This is a genomic window from Pseudarthrobacter ribosi (assembly GCF_055412865.1).
Genome location: NZ_JBVAYZ010000006.1, coordinates 1 through 13,879, shown reverse-complemented (window position 1 = coordinate 13,879; position 13,879 = coordinate 1). Strand labels below are relative to the sequence as shown.

Here is a 13,879-nt window from a genome sequence, read left to right as displayed (position 1 = left end):
CGGAGAACAGAAGTGAATACCAGCCTCAAGTCAGGCCTCCTAGCACTCGCGGCTACCCTGGTGTTTTCCCTCACCGGGTGCGGCCAGGCCGCGACGGTCGGAACGGCGGCTGCCGAGCAGGCCGCAACGATCACCGTGGAGCACGCGCAAGGGTCCACTGCCGACGTCCCCGTCAATCCTGAGACTGTCTTCACCTTCGATCTCGGCGTGCTGGACACCATGGATGCGCTGGGCGTGGAGCCTGACGGCGTGCCGAAGGCCACCTACCCGGCGGCGCTGCAAAAGTACTCCGAAGAGCGGTTCAGCAAGATCGGCTCCATGAAAGAGCCGGACTTCGAGGCCATCAGCGCGGGAGCCCCGGACCTCATCATCATTTCGGGCCGCACCGCCGGAGCCTATGAGGAACTGAGCAAAATCGCCCCCACCATCGATCTGACGCTGGACGCGGCCGAGCCGATGGTGAGCTTCAAGTCCCAGACGGCCACACTCGGCAAGATCTTCGGCAAGGAAGCCCTGGTCGCCGAAAAGCTCGCCGCCATTGAGTCGAAGATCAGCGAGACCCAGTCCAAGGCCGCCGACGCCGGCAAGGGCCTGATCGTACTGACCTCCGGAGGCGAAGTGACCGCCTACGGTGCGGGTTCCCGCTTCGGCATCATCCACGATGTCCTCGGCGTCAAGCCCGCCGCCGACATCAAGGCTGACGCCGCCCATGGCGAAGCCGTCTCCTTCGAATTCATCAAGGAAACCAACCCGGACATCCTCTACGTCGTCAACCGCGACAGCGCCACGGGATCCGACGCCACAGCCTCCAACGCCGTCCTGGACAACGACCTGGTGAAGTCCACGAACGCAGGGACGAACGGCAAGATCGTCAACCTTGACCCGGCCGGCTGGTACCTCGTGGGCTACGGGCTGAACAACATCCAGGCCATGATCGACGCGGTCGCCGGCTCCGTAGCCTGAGACCTGGCAAGGCAAAAATGACGACGCCGACGGCGGAGCGCGCCCGCGCCCTGCCGCCACTGGCTCCCGAGCCCCGCACACACCGTATCTGCGGCCTTGCCGGCGAATCCGCCGCACTGGCCGCGGGCGCCGTCGCCGTCCTCGTCCTCGCCGCCGTCAGCATGTTCGTCGGCGTCAGCGACATCTCCCTCCCCCGGCTGCTCAGCGGCGACCCGACCGCCTGGGACATCTTCTGGATCTCCCGCGTGCCCCGCACGGTGGCCGTGGTGCTGGCGGGGGTGGCCGTGGCGGTCGCCGGGCTGATCATGCAGCTCATGGCCAGGAACCGCTTCGTGGAGCCGTCCACCGTGGGCACGACGGAATCGGCCACCCTCGGCATCCTGGTGGTCACGGTCCTGGCTCCGGGAGCGCCCCTGCTGGCCAAGATGGGCGTCGCGAGTGTCTTCGCCGTGCTGGGTACGGCGCTTTTCCTGGTGATTCTGCGGCAGCTGCCCACCCGCAACACTCTCCTGATTCCACTTGTGGGAATCATGCTCGGCGGCGTCATCGCGGCCGTGACCACCTTCTTCGCCTACCGCTTTGACCTGCTGCAGACCCTGAGCAACTGGATGGTGGGTGACTTCTCCGGTGTGCTGCGCGGCACGTACGAACTTCTCTGGATCGTCGCGCTCCTGACCTTGATCGGGTTCATTGCCGCGGACCGTTTCACCGTGGCCGGCATGGGCCAGGACTTCACCACCAACTTGGGCCTCAACTACGCCGCCACCATGCGCCTCGGCTTGGTCATCGTCTCGCTGATCTCTGCCGTTGTGGTCACGTCCGTGGGGGCCGTTCCCTTCCTCGGCCTTGTGGTGCCGAACATCGTGTCGCTGATTTTCGGCGACAACCTGAGGCGTTCCGTCCCATGGACTGCCGTCTTCGGCGCCGCTTTTGTGCTGATCTGCGACATCATTGGCCGCACCATCCGCTACCCGTACGAGGTCCCGGTCGGCATGGTCATGTCCGTCATCGGCGCCGTACTGTTCCTGGTCCTGCTGCTGAGGAAACGCAATGCCTAGCATCACGTTCGCCGGCCCTCCCGCCCCCGCCCCGGCGAAGCCGCGGTTCAGCGCGCGCCGCCTGCCGCCGTCGGCCGTCCTGATGGTCCTGGCCGCAGCAGCCCTGGCCGCTGTGGCCCTCTTCCTGTTCCTGGACCTGAAAGGGAACGCTGGCTACGCGCTGTCCCGGCGGGGCACCAAGGTCGGCGCGATGGTGGTGGTGGCGACGGCGGTGGGAGTTTCCACCCTGCTGTTTCAGACCGTCACGGCAAACCGCATCCTGACGCCGGCGATCATGGGCTTCGACTCGCTGTACATCCTGATCCAGACCGGCCTGACCTTCTCGCTCGGCGCCACCACCCTCGTGACCGCACCGCCGCTGCTGCGGTTCGGCGTCGAAATTTTCCTGATGGTGGCGTTCAGTGCGCTGCTCTACCGCTGGATGTTCACCGGCGCGACCCGCTCGCTGCACCTGCTGCTGCTGGTGGGGATCGTGCTGGGAACGCTATTCCGGGGCATTTCCTCGCTGCTGCAGCGGCTGATGGAACCCAGCGAATTCATCATCCTGCAGGACCTGTTCTTCGCGAGCTTCAACTCGGTGGAACCCGCCATCCTGGGCATCTCAGCCCTGGTGGTGGCCGCGGGCAGCCTCTTCGCCTGGCAGCAGCGGCATAAACTCGACGTGCTGGCGCTTGGCCGGGACCTGGCCATCAACGTCGGCGTGGACCACCGCCGGTCTGTGATGGGCGTCCTGCTGGTCTGCTCGCTGCTGGTGGCCGTCTCCACCGCCCTGGTCGGGCCGGTCACGTTCTTCGGACTGCTTGTGGTCAGCCTGGGCTACCAGGCCTGCCGCGGCTACAGCCACCGCTGGCTCCTGCCAATGGTCTCGCTGCTGGGAGTCGTCGCGCTGGTGGGCGGTCAGCTGGTCCTGGAGCGGGTATTCGGCTTTGATACGGCGTTGAGCGTCATCATCGAGTTCACCGGCGGCATCCTGTTCCTGTCCCTGCTGCTGAAAGGCTCGCTGAAGTAATGGAGTTCTTCCAGTGATTGAGGTCCGCAACGTATCCAAAAGCTACGGGGCCCAAACCGTGCTCGACGACGTCAGCTGCGTCATTCCGCGCGGGGGCATTACCTCCATCATCGGTCCCAACGGCGCCGGGAAATCCACCCTGCTCTCGCTGGTCAGCCGGCTTCAGCCCATCGGGTCCGGGTCCGTTGCCGTCGCCGGGCTGGATGTGGAACGGACCGCCAGCCGCGATCTCGCCAAGACCATGGCGATCCTGCGGCAGGAGAACCACGTGACCATGCGGCTGCGCGTCCGTGACCTGGTGGCCTTCGGCAGGTTCCCGCACACCGGCGGCCGGCCCACCCTGGAGGACAAGGCCAAAGTGGAGGAGGCGATGGCCCAGCTGGACCTGTCCCCGATGGCGGACAAGTTCGTGGACGAACTCTCCGGCGGACAGCGCCAGCGGGCTTTCATCGCAATGGTGCTGGCACAGGACACGGATTACCTCCTGCTGGACGAGCCGCTGAACAACCTGGACATGAAGCACTCGGTGGAGATGATGCAGCTGCTGCGCCGGCTCGCCGATGAACTGGACAAGACAGTGGTGCTGGTGGTCCACGACATCAACTTCGCCTCCTGCTACTCGGACACCGTGCTGGCCATGAAGGACGGCCGCATGCTGCACCAGGGAACCCCGGCGGACATCATGCAGCCGGAGGTGCTGCGGGACATCTACGACATCGACATCCGGATCGAGGAAATCGACGGCAACCGGATCGGCGTCTACTTCGCCTAGCCGCACCGCGGGGTGGGGGCGCCCTGGAGTTTCAGACGGACGCAAAGGAAGGCAACCCGTTCGACATGAGGTAAGTTATCGTCAAACTGACATGCCCAGTCAGAGCCGGCTTTTGTCTGACGGGGGTGGAATCGGAGGGTGCAACAGCGCTCCCCACCCCTCGAAGGATGGAAAAACGCATGATGCCCGCTGCCACCCGGAACGCGCCGGACCGCACCGCCAGGTTTGGCTTCGCCTTCATCGGCGTTCTGCTCATCGCAGTCAACCTTCGGGTGTCCTTTGTCAGCGTGGGACCGGTACTTGGGAACATCAGCAGCGACCTTGAGTTATCCAGTGCCGCAGCGGGTTTCCTCACAGGTCTTCCGCTTATCGCTTTCGCAGTTTTCTCCCCCGCGGCGCCCGGCTTCGCTTCCCGGCTGGGTCTGGACCGGGCACTGTGGGTGTCGCTGCTGATCCTCGCTGCGGGCATCATGCTTCGCTCCATACCCGTGCCCGGCGTCATCTGCGCGGGCACCGCACTGATCGGCTTGGCGATTGCGTTTCTCAATGTCCTCGTGCCCTCCCTTGTTAAGCGGGACTTTCCGATGAGGGTCAGTCAGGTCACCGGAAGCTACACCGCCACACAGGCCGCCTTCGCCGCGATCGGGGCAGCCGTCGTCGTTCCGGTTGCGCAAACGTCCCCGGCGGGATGGCGGCTTGCCCTCGGAATCTGGGTGGGATTGGCCCTCATCGCCATGGCGGTGCTCCTGCCGTGGCTGCGCCGGCATGAGGTGGGCACCGCGCACGCCACCACGCCGGAGGTCTCCCACCGGTCTCCCTGGGCCTCAGCCTTGGGCTGGCAGGTGACGATCTTCATGGGACTGCAATCGATCGCCTTCTACGTCCTGATGGCTTGGTTGCCCACGATCGAACAAAGCCGCGGAGTCCCCGCCACCACTGCGGGCGTCCATCTGTCCGTGTTCCTGCTCATCAGCGTGTTCGCCAGCCTGGCCGCAGGGGGAATCCTGCACCGCGGTTCGGACCAACGGCTTGTATCTTTCACGAGCAGCGCGCTCATGTTCGTGACGTTTCTCGGGCTGGCACTTGCGCCGGACCTCATCTTGCTGTGGGTCCTTCTTGGGGCAATCGGGTGCGGGAGCCTCATTGTCATCGCCCTGTCGCTGTTCAGCCTCCGGACCGTGAATTACCCGCAGGCAGCGTCATTGTCCGGCATGGCGCAATCTGTCGGCTACGGTCTGGGTGCGGTGGGGCCGGTAATGTTTGGTGGTCTTCGCGACGCAAGCGGAGGCTGGACGCTTCCGCTCCTCGTCACAGCGGGTCTCATGGCGGTTCTCGCCGTGACGGGTGTGCTTGCCGGTCGCGACCGGGTGGTCCGTCATGCTGATTGACATAACCGCGTTCAGTTAGTGTCTGCCCGCAGCAAAGGCGCCGCGGGAAAGTCTCCCCGCGGCGCCTGAGTTTACTGAGTGAATCGTGCTGCCCTGTGGGCTCGTTGTCCCCTACGCCGGAACAACTTCAGGCGCTGGTTCACGGACCAGTTCACTTCCGAGGTCGACGGCCAGATCTCCGACGACCTGTCCGTACAGCAGTCCGCCCTTGGCTGCGCTGGAGCCAGCGGCCGATGACAGGCAACCGGTGGCGGGTGTCCGCTCCGGCACCACCGGGAGCCTGTCGAAGCGGGGCAGAACCGCGGCAGGACCGTCGACCAGGCGGCCCATGGCTACCCGGGCCGGTTCGAGGTGGAGCATGAGCGAGGTTTCCAGAACCCCGCCGTGCTCGATGTCCCAGCCCGGGAAGCCATCGGGGTAGACCTTGCCCAGGGTGTCCTCGCTGACAAAATCCCAGTAGGACAGCAGCAGCACACTCTGCTTTGCCCCGGGCTTGATCCCAAGCTCGTCGAGGGCCAGGTCGATTCCCTCGTACAGGAACTGGTAGTTCTCGAAGTGGCCGTTGATGAATACCACGTGCAGGACGCCCTGGTTGAGGAAGGACTTGACCAGGTTGCGCGCCACGCCGATGAGGGTGGCGCCATCGAGGCTGACGGTACCCGAGAGGTGGTTGCCGCCGCCGGACTTCTGCTGCGACTTGTACCCGTAGGCGATCGGCTGGGCAACCAGTGCACCCAGCCGCCGGGCGACACCCTCCGCGAAGTGGGAGGACAGGATGGTATCCGTTCCCAGCGGCAGGTGTGGACCGTGCTGCTCCAAGGACCCGACGGGAATGAGGACGATTGCCTCCCCGGATGCCAAAACTTCGCGGTAGGCAAAGGCATCCAGGTCTTCCAGAAATACTGACTTGTCCATGCTGGTGGTGCTCCTCGTTAAGTTCGGTGCCGGTGGCGCTGATGATGTTGTGGCCTGACCGAAGGGGAATCTGGTGATGTTTTTCGGCACCACCGGAGTGATCGCCTGGTCAGAGGCCGGTGGGGGGAGCGAGCACGGCGGGGAGGTTGGCGGTCCCGACGGCGGATTCCTCGGGGACGGATTCGACGTCGCTGCGGAGGTTCAGGTAGCGCCGGTGGAAGCGCGGGCCCATGATGGCGTAGGCCGTGGCGCTGGTCAGGCCGCCGGCGAGCCAGGAGAGGTCCCATCCGCCGAGGGCGACGGCGATGGGTCCCTGCATCGCCGGTACCAACCCGTACATGAACAGCCAGGTGGCGAAGATTCCGAGGAGCAGGGATGCGATGCCTGCGGGGTTCACGGCCGGGAGGCGCTTGGTGCCCACGGCGTCGAAGAGCCGGGCCGGGTCGCCGGGCCAGCGCTTGTCAAGCCAGAAGTAGTGGACCAGCATGACGCCGCCCCAGGCCGCTACCCAGGCGACGAGTCCGATCAGCCAGGCGTCCAGGACGGCGGCGAAGTCCTCCTGGAAGATGAAGAAGACGACGGCTGCGAGGGAGAAGACTCCCACGAACAGGTTGAGCTTGCGGCGGCTGATGCTGATGTCCAGCGCCTGCGTGGCCACGGAGAAGGTGTAGATGTTCAGGATGTTGGTGGCGATGGGCCCGTGCAGGACCATGAGCAGCACCGGGAGTGCCATGACTCCGAAGTTCTGCACGATCAGCTTGCCGGGGTCGATCTCACCGCTGTTGGTGGCCAGGCTGGCGCCCAGGATTCCGAGCCAGACGACGGGAATGAACTGGCCCAGCACCGAGGCCAGGTAGAGCTTTCGCTTGGGGACTTCCGTGCTGACGAAGCGGGAGTAGTCGGCGGCGTAGGTGAACCAGGTGATGCCCCAGCCGATGCCGATGGCCGTCATGACGGCGCTCATCGCGGCGATCCGCTCAGAGCCTTCGAGGATGTTGCCGGCGGGGCCGGCGTAGGTCCAGTTGATCTTCATGCCGAACCAGGCGACGACGGACATCACCGCGAGGATGATGATGGTCGGCGGGACCGTCCACTTTTCGAACGCCGCGATGGCCTTGTAGCCGAACCACGCAATGGCGACCTGCGCGGCCATAATGGCGGTGGCCACGCCGATCTTCCAAGCATAGTTGTGGGCTGTCGGGTCCACCCAGCCGAGGGTGCCGAAGAGTGCCATGACCAGGTCCAGGATGATCCAGGTGTTGACCGCGCACCAGCCGATGACCAGCAGCGCCTGGATGGCTGCCGGAAGGTAGTTCCCCTGCCGGCCGAAGGCGGCCCGGGCCAGGACCATGCCGGTGGCCCCGGTTTTCTGGCCGAGGAGCACAAAGCAGCCGAAGAGCAGCATCCCGATCAGGTTCCCCAAAACCAGGACGATGACTGTATCGGAGAATCCGAGGCCGAGGTGGATGCCGAGGGCGCCGAGCACCCAGTTAATCGGGGCGAGGTTGGCGCCGGCCCAGATCCAGAACTGGCCGGAGACTTTCCGGGTCCGCTGGGATTCGGGAATGGGCTGGAGCCAGGCCTCATGGTCTACATGGTCGTCGTTGACCACTGGACCGGCGGGAATCGCTGGGGATTGTTCACGCATTGGAGCCTCCGTGAGAGATTTGGTCCTTCAAGGCTATGTGGCATACACCACATCTGCCTACATATAATGTGTCCAGTCAATATCGGCTTCAAGCGACGGAGTGTCATGCCAATACGTCTTCACGAAGTTCTCAAGCACCCGACGCTGGCGGCTGCTGATCCCGTGGTCCGGGCCGGGGCCGACACGGCGGCAAGGACCCAGCTCCGCTGGATCCACTCCAGCGAGATTCTGGACATCGCGCCGTTACTCGACGGCGGGGAGCTACTGCTGACGGGAGGCGAAGCCCTGGCTCTGGCCTCTGAGGAGCGGCGGATCACTTACGTCCGCCAACTGGCCGAGCGGGGCGTGGCGGCGCTGGCCGTCGAAACCGGCGTCGCCCTTCCCTCACTCCCGTCGTCGATGGTGTCCGCTGCCGAGGAAGCCGGCCTCCCCCTGATCGAACTGCGCAAGGTGGTGCCGTTTGTCGGCGTCATGCAGGCGATCAACTCGATGCTGGTCAGCGAATCGGTTTCCCAGTTGCGGCGGGCGGATGAGGCCAGCCACGCGATGGCCGTTGAGCTGGCGCACAGCGGCAGCCTGGACCGGATCCTGGCCGTGCTCGCCGGCATCACCCACTCCGAGGTGACCCTGGTGTCGCTGACGGGTGCGACGCTGGCCAGTGCAACGCCCGTGAACGTGGAGTCCGACGACGATGCCACCATCTCTGCCCCCGCAGCGCAGGACCATGCACGGCTGATCCACATCGACGTTCCGGTTCGCGGCATCCTTGCCGCGCGGCTGTTGCTCCGCGTTCCGGCGGACGAGGACGAGAACCTTGCCCGGACGGCCGGAAAACGCTCCGTGGACATTCTGGCCCTGGCCATGCTGCAGCGGATGTCGCCCGGACTGCGGGAGGTCGCCGGAGCGGCGCTGATCCGCGCGATCGATTCGGGCAGCCAGCCCTGGCGGCTGCAGCAGTTGGCGTCAGCCGCCGGGATTCCGGTCTCCGCCCCGCTCGTGGCCGTGGTGGTGCGCTCGGATATCTCCCAGGAGCTGCGGACATCCCTGGAGCAGCATCTGTCCCGGGCGGCGCAGTCCCATGCCACCTATGTCGACAACGCCGAGCTTCTCGCCATCGCCAGCCTGGCCGGGGATGCCACGGAAGAGAGCCGGCAGCGGCTCCTGGCAGACCTCTCGGAGCTGCCCGCCATGGACAGAATGCTCGCCGCCGCGGGTCCTCTGGTGGCCGGAATTTCGGACGCGCCCTGGTCGCTGTCCGAAGCCAAGCTCACGCTGGAATTGGCGGTCTCCCCGGAACAGGCCCGTCCGGGAAGCGGCGGCGGGCACCGGTCCGTGATCGACGCGGAGGCCTTCGCAGTGGAACGTCTCGCCGTTCAGTCCCTGGACCCGTACCAGAGACGGAACTTCGTGCGCCAGCAACTGGGCGCGCTCCTGGACCACGATGCGCAGCGAAATTCTCGGCTGCTCGACACCCTGGCCGCGTGGCTGGACTGCGGCTGCAACACCGCCCAAGCCGCCAGGGAGCTGCATCTGGAGCGGCAGTCGATGCACCAGCGGCTGCGGCGGATCTTCGAGCTGTGCGGCGGTGACCCGCGGGATTCTGGCCGGCTGGCGGCCCTGCATTTGGCCGCCCGGCTGGCCCGGCTCGCCTGAGTGGTCAAACTGGCTAGCCAGGCGGGACTGAGTCCTACCCGGGGCCAGCCTGCTCCTGCAGCCTCGGCGGACGTCCGCCGAGGCGCGTGGTGACCCGGCCTGCAGCAGCCGCGCACGCCTCGCCCAGGCTTTGCAGCCGCTCGCGGGACACGCGGAACCGGGGGGCCGGGATGAGGACGGCGGCTACGATGTCGCCGCGGTGGTCATGGACCGGCGCGGCCACGCCGACTTCGTCGATGGATGATTCACCGTAGTTGATGGCCCACCCGCGGAGGACGACGTCGTGGAGCTTGGTCTGGTAACCGTCGAGGCTGGCATCGTCCAGCCCCGGGTAGCTGATGGCTCCGCTGCGCAGCAGAGCCTTGACCCGCTCGGCGGGCGCGGCGGACAGGAAAACCTGCACGGAGGCGCTCATGGCGTCCTGGTACCGGGCGCCCAGCGGGGTGGTGTGCTTGATCTGGTGGTGGCTGGCGATCTGTTCCACGCACATCGATTCGGACCCGTTCCAGACCATCAGGGCGCTGGTTTCGCCGGTCTGTTCGGTGAGTTCCCGCAGGACCGGGTACGCCACGCGCCGTTCCTCAAGTTCCGCGAGCAACGGACCGGCAACGGCGATCAGCCCCAGCCCCAGACGGAACCGGCGCGTTTCCGGGTCACGTTCGACCAGGTGTTCCTGTTCGAACGTGGCCAGGATCCGGGACACGGTGCTTTTGTGCAGGCCGACGCGGTTGGCGATCTCGGTGACCCCGAGCAGCGGTTCGTCGGCGGTGAAAGTCCGCAGCACAGCGATGGCGTTGACGATGACGGAGGTGCCCTTGGTGTCGCCGTTTCCGGTGGTGTCAGCAGATTCTTCTGGACTCATGGTGACTCCCATCATTCCGTACGGAGGCCGAAAAGCGGCGCCACGTCGGACGTGGCGCCGCTTCATTGCGGGTCAGGGGATGTCAGGCGCCCACGATGTTGTATTCGGGGCCGAACGGGAACTTGGTGATGTTCTCCGCGCCGTCCTCGCCGACCACCAGGATGTCGTGCTCACGGTAGCCGCCCGCGCCGGGCTGTCCGTCCAGGACCGTGATCATCGGTTCCATGGAGACCACCATGCCCGGTTCCAGCACGGTGTCGATGTCCTCGCGGAGCTCTAGTCCCGCCTCCCGGCCGTAGTAGTGGCTGAGGACGCCGAAGGAGTGCCCGTAGCCGAAGGTCCGGTTGGCCAGCAGTCCGTGGCCCACGTAGATCTCGTTCAGCTCAGCGGCGATGTCCTTGCAAACCGCGCCCGGCTTGATGAGTTCGAGGCCGCGTTTGTGGACTTCCACGTTGATGTTCCACAGCTCCAGGGAACGGGCGTCGGGTTCGCCGTAGAACAGGGTGCGTTCCAGGGCCGTGTAGTACCCGGAGGTCATCGGGAAGCAGTTCAGGGACAGGATGTCGTGTTCCTGGATCTTGCGGGTGGTCGCCCAATTGTGGGCGCCGTCGGTGTTGATGCCGGACTGGAACCACACCCAGGTGTCCCGGATTTCGGAATCCGGGAAGGTCCGGGCGATCTCATGGACCATGGCTTCGGTGCCGATCAGGGCGACCTCGTATTCGGTGATCCCGCCGGTGATGGCGTTGCGGATGGCCTCGCCGCCCAGGTCACCGATGCGGGCCCCGTGCTTGATGACCTCGATCTCTTCGGCTGACTTGATCATCCGCTGGCGCATGGCTGCCTGGGCAACGTCCACCAGGGTGGCCGATTCAAAGGCGGCCTGGATCTTGTTGCGGTTGTCCAGCGGGAGGGAATCGTCTTCCACGCCGATCCGGCGCGGGGAAATGCCGCGGGTGCGCAGCACCTCCTGGATGGCGAAGATGTAGTTGTCCCGGCGCCAGTCCGTGTAGACCACGTTGTCACCGTAGCCGCGGCGCCACGGCATGCCGGCGTCGATGTTGGCCGTGACGGTCACGGTGTCGTCCTTGGTGACCACCATGGCGTAGGAGCGGCCGAAGTAGGTGAACAGGAAGTCGGAATAGTACTTGATGGAGTGGTAGCTCGTCAGGACGACGGCGTCCAGGCTCTTCTCCGCCATGATCCGGCGCAGGCCGGACAGCCGGCGCTCAAACTCGGCGTCTGAAAAGGTCAGCTTTTCCTTTTGTCCGTTGTGCAGGATTTTCAGTCGCTCCAGTTCGGAAATCGACGAGGCGTTGGCTGATGTGGTGATCGTCATGGTGGTGATGCCTTTCTTCGGTGGGAACCCGGGTTGCGTTCGGCGCAACACTGTTGCATCAGGCTATGCGTGACCTGAAGCACAGTCAAGGGTCCCGGGGTTAGCATTCAGAGGAAGGCGCTGACATTCGGGTCATATGCGAAAAGTGATTGACGCAACACGGGCGGCGATCTATAGTTGCATTCAACGCAACACTGTTGCATTCGTCTATCAGTTTCCTTGAACCGAAAGAGGCCGTCATGACGGGCACCCTGAACGAACCCCTGGCCAGCGTCGACGCCGACGTCGCCCAAGCCATCGCCAATGAGCTGGGCCGCCAGCAGTCGACGCTCGAGATGATCGCGTCCGAGAATTTCGCCCCCTCTTCGGTCATGGAGGCGCAGGGGTCGGTCCTGACGAACAAGTACGCCGAGGGCTACCCGGGCAAGCGCTACTACGGCGGCTGCGAGCACATTGACGTGATCGAACAGCTGGCCATCGACCGGGTCAAGGCCCTGTTCGGCGCGGAAGCCGCGAACGTGCAGCCACACTCTGGCGCCCAGGCCAACGCCGCCGCGATGTTTGCCCTGCTGGAACCGGGCGACACGATCATGGGACTCTCGCTGGCGCACGGCGGACACCTCACCCACGGCATGCGCATCAACTTTTCCGGCAAGCTCTACAACGTGGTCCCGTACCACGTGAGCGAGCACAGTCACCTGGTCGATATGGCCGAAGTCGAGGCCTTGGCCCTCGAACACCGCCCCAAAATGATCGTCGCCGGCTGGTCGGCCTACTCCCGGCAGCTGGACTTCGCCGAATTCCGCCGGATCGCGGACCTCGTGGGCGCCTACCTTATGGTGGATATGGCACACTTCGCCGGCCTCGTCGCCGCCGGGCTGCACCCGAACCCGGTGCCCTTCGCCGACGTCGTCACCACCACCACGCACAAGACCCTCGGCGGCCCGCGCGGCGGCGTGATCCTGAGCAAGGAGGAGTATGCCCGCAAGATCAACAGCGCCGTCTTCCCCGGCCAGCAGGGCGGCCCGCTGGAACACGTGATCGCGGCCAAGGCCGTTGCGTTCAAGATCGCGGCTTCGGCCGAGTTCAAGGAACGCCAGGAACGCACCCTCGAAGGAGCCCGACTTCTCGCGTCCCGGCTCCTGAAGGATGACGTCGCCGCCGCCGGGATCTCGGTGGTCAACGGCGGCACGGACGTCCACCTGGTCCTGGTGGACCTGCGGCACTCGGAGCTGGACGGACAGCAGGCCGAAGACCGTCTGCACCAGATCGGCATCACGGTCAACCGCAACGCCGTTCCGTTTGACCCCCGCCCGCCGATGGTCTCCTCCGGGCTGAGGATCGGCACCCCGGCCCTTGCCACGCGTGGTTTCGGCGCCCCGGACTTCACGGAGGTGGCGGACATCATCGCCTCCGCCCTCACTTCGCCGGCCATCGACAACGAACTGAGCGAGGAAACCACCGCCGGCCTCCGCCGGCGCGTCAGCGCCCTGGCGGGAAGGTTCCCCCTGTACCCGCACCTTGGCAGCACGACGGCGGCACCGGCGCTTGAGGCAGAACTGATTGGAGCAGCACAATGAGCACGGAACAGCTTCCGGAACACCCGGAATTCCTCTGGCACAATCCGGACCCGAAGAAGAGCTATGACGCCGTCNCCTGGAAAAGGGCTGGCTGGCCGGCGGCAACATGGCCCGGAACACCACGATCATCCGTTCCAACTACCTCTGGGACGAGAGCGCGGCGATCTACGAGCACGCCCTGAAGCTCTGGGAGATCCTGCCGGAGGAACTCGAGTACGACTTCCTGTTCAGCCAGCGCGGGGTCATGAACCTCGCCCACACCCTGGGCGACGTCCGGGAAAGTGTCCGCCGGGTCGGGGCCAACAAGCTCAACGGCGTCGACGCCGAGTGGCTGGACCCGCAACAGGTCAAGGAACTCTGCCCCATCCTGAACATCAACGACAACATCCGCTACCCCGTCATGGGCGGCACCTACCAGCCGCGCGCCGGCATCGCCAAGCACGACCACGTCGCCTGGGCGTTCGCCCGCAAATGCGATGAGCTCGGCGTGGATATCATCCAGAACTGCGAAGTCACCGGCTTCCTCAAGGACGGAAACAAGGTGGTGGGGGTCAAGACCAACCGCGGCACCATCAACACCGAAAAGGTCGGCCTCTGCGCCGCCGGGCACAGCTCGGTCCTCGCGGAAATGGCCGGGTTCCGGCTCCCCATCCAGTCCCACCCGCTCCAGGCGCTCGTGTCCGAACTCCACG

11 protein-coding genes and 1 pseudogene are annotated in these 13,879 nt (G+C 65.4%); 8 read left to right on the top strand and 4 right to left on the bottom strand.

Annotated elements, in window-relative coordinates:
* The first annotated feature begins 12 nt into the window (after positions 1-12).
* From ACZYZ5_RS07935 to ACZYZ5_RS07915, 5 genes are all read left to right on the top strand, one after another.
* The gene (locus tag ACZYZ5_RS07935; protein ID WP_463900723.1) at positions 13-963 is read left to right on the top strand and encodes a siderophore ABC transporter substrate-binding protein; all 951 of its coding nucleotides are present in this window, start codon (positions 13-15) and stop codon (positions 961-963) included.
* Between the two features lie 17 nt (positions 964-980).
* On the top strand, positions 981-2,021 hold the full coding sequence (locus tag ACZYZ5_RS07930) for an ABC transporter permease (RefSeq protein ID WP_463900721.1): 1,041 nt from the start codon (positions 981-983) through the stop codon (positions 2,019-2,021).
* Complete coding sequence (locus ACZYZ5_RS07925) at positions 2,014-3,030, top strand: iron chelate uptake ABC transporter family permease subunit (RefSeq protein ID WP_463900719.1); 1,017 nt, start codon at positions 2,014-2,016, stop codon at positions 3,028-3,030. The genes ACZYZ5_RS07930 and ACZYZ5_RS07925 overlap by 8 nt, the downstream gene beginning before the upstream one ends.
* A 13-nt stretch (positions 3,031-3,043) precedes the next feature.
* The gene (locus ACZYZ5_RS07920) at positions 3,044-3,802 is read left to right on the top strand and encodes an iron ABC transporter ATP-binding protein (protein ID WP_463900716.1); all 759 of its coding nucleotides are present in this window, start codon (positions 3,044-3,046) and stop codon (positions 3,800-3,802) included.
* 179 nt (positions 3,803-3,981) lie between these two features.
* Entirely contained in the window at positions 3,982-5,190 is a 1,209-nt protein-coding gene (locus ACZYZ5_RS07915; RefSeq protein WP_463900713.1) for an MFS transporter, read from the top strand.
* Positions 5,191-5,301: 111 nt separating this feature from the next.
* Here ACZYZ5_RS07915 and ACZYZ5_RS07910 read toward each other — a convergent pair whose 3' ends face one another.
* Both ACZYZ5_RS07910 and ACZYZ5_RS07905 read right to left on the bottom strand, forming a co-directional pair.
* Positions 5,302-6,105 (bottom strand): creatininase, encoded by an 804-nt coding sequence (locus tag ACZYZ5_RS07910; protein WP_463900711.1) that lies wholly within the window; start codon positions 6,103-6,105, stop codon positions 5,302-5,304.
* Between the two features lie 109 nt (positions 6,106-6,214).
* Entirely contained in the window at positions 6,215-7,753 is a 1,539-nt protein-coding gene (locus ACZYZ5_RS07905; protein ID WP_463900709.1) for a purine-cytosine permease family protein, read from the bottom strand.
* Positions 7,754-7,858: 105 nt separating this feature from the next.
* Here ACZYZ5_RS07905 and ACZYZ5_RS07900 point away from each other — a divergent pair, with 105 nt between their 5' ends.
* The gene (locus ACZYZ5_RS07900) at positions 7,859-9,406 is read left to right on the top strand and encodes a PucR family transcriptional regulator (RefSeq protein ID WP_463900707.1); all 1,548 of its coding nucleotides are present in this window, start codon (positions 7,859-7,861) and stop codon (positions 9,404-9,406) included.
* Between the two features lie 34 nt (positions 9,407-9,440).
* On the opposite strand, the gene ACZYZ5_RS07895 is transcribed toward ACZYZ5_RS07900, so the two are convergent.
* Together ACZYZ5_RS07895 and ACZYZ5_RS07890 are read right to left on the bottom strand one after the other, a co-directional pair.
* Entirely contained in the window at positions 9,441-10,268 is an 828-nt protein-coding gene (locus ACZYZ5_RS07895; protein WP_463900705.1) for an IclR family transcriptional regulator, read from the bottom strand.
* Between the two features lie 82 nt (positions 10,269-10,350).
* On the bottom strand, positions 10,351-11,607 hold the full coding sequence (locus tag ACZYZ5_RS07890; RefSeq protein WP_463900703.1) for an aminopeptidase P family protein: 1,257 nt from the start codon (positions 11,605-11,607) through the stop codon (positions 10,351-10,353).
* Between the two features lie 239 nt (positions 11,608-11,846).
* Here ACZYZ5_RS07890 and glyA point away from each other — a divergent pair, with 239 nt between their 5' ends.
* Both glyA and ACZYZ5_RS07880 read left to right on the top strand, forming a co-directional pair.
* Positions 11,847-13,187 (top strand): serine hydroxymethyltransferase, encoded by a 1,341-nt coding sequence (glyA, locus tag ACZYZ5_RS07885; protein WP_463900702.1) that lies wholly within the window; start codon positions 11,847-11,849, stop codon positions 13,185-13,187.
* Positions 13,184-13,879, top strand: a pseudogene (locus tag ACZYZ5_RS07880) (FAD-dependent oxidoreductase); the annotation flags it as partial. The gene glyA and the pseudogene ACZYZ5_RS07880, both read left to right, overlap by 4 nt.

Excerpts from the sequence above, each read along its gene's own strand:
- ACZYZ5_RS07930 (WP_463900721.1), top strand. The coding sequence starts at position 981 with ATGACGACGCCGACGGCGGAGCGCGCCCGCGCCCTGCCGCCACTGGCT.
- ACZYZ5_RS07915 (WP_463900713.1), top strand. The coding sequence starts at position 3,982 with ATGATGCCCGCTGCCACCCGGAACGCGCCGGACCGCACCGCCAGGTTT.
- ACZYZ5_RS07905 (WP_463900709.1), bottom strand. The coding sequence starts at position 7,753 with ATGCGTGAACAATCCCCAGCGATTCCCGCCGGTCCAGTGGTCAACGAC.
- glyA (WP_463900702.1), top strand. The coding sequence starts at position 11,847 with ATGACGGGCACCCTGAACGAACCCCTGGCCAGCGTCGACGCCGACGTC.
- ACZYZ5_RS07900 (WP_463900707.1), top strand. The coding sequence starts at position 7,859 with ATGCCAATACGTCTTCACGAAGTTCTCAAGCACCCGACGCTGGCGGCT.
- ACZYZ5_RS07895 (WP_463900705.1), bottom strand. The coding sequence starts at position 10,268 with ATGAGTCCAGAAGAATCTGCTGACACCACCGGAAACGGCGACACCAAG.
- ACZYZ5_RS07925 (WP_463900719.1), top strand. The coding sequence starts at position 2,014 with ATGCCTAGCATCACGTTCGCCGGCCCTCCCGCCCCCGCCCCGGCGAAG.
- ACZYZ5_RS07910 (WP_463900711.1), bottom strand. The coding sequence starts at position 6,105 with ATGGACAAGTCAGTATTTCTGGAAGACCTGGATGCCTTTGCCTACCGC.
- ACZYZ5_RS07890 (WP_463900703.1), bottom strand. The coding sequence starts at position 11,607 with ATGACGATCACCACATCAGCCAACGCCTCGTCGATTTCCGAACTGGAG.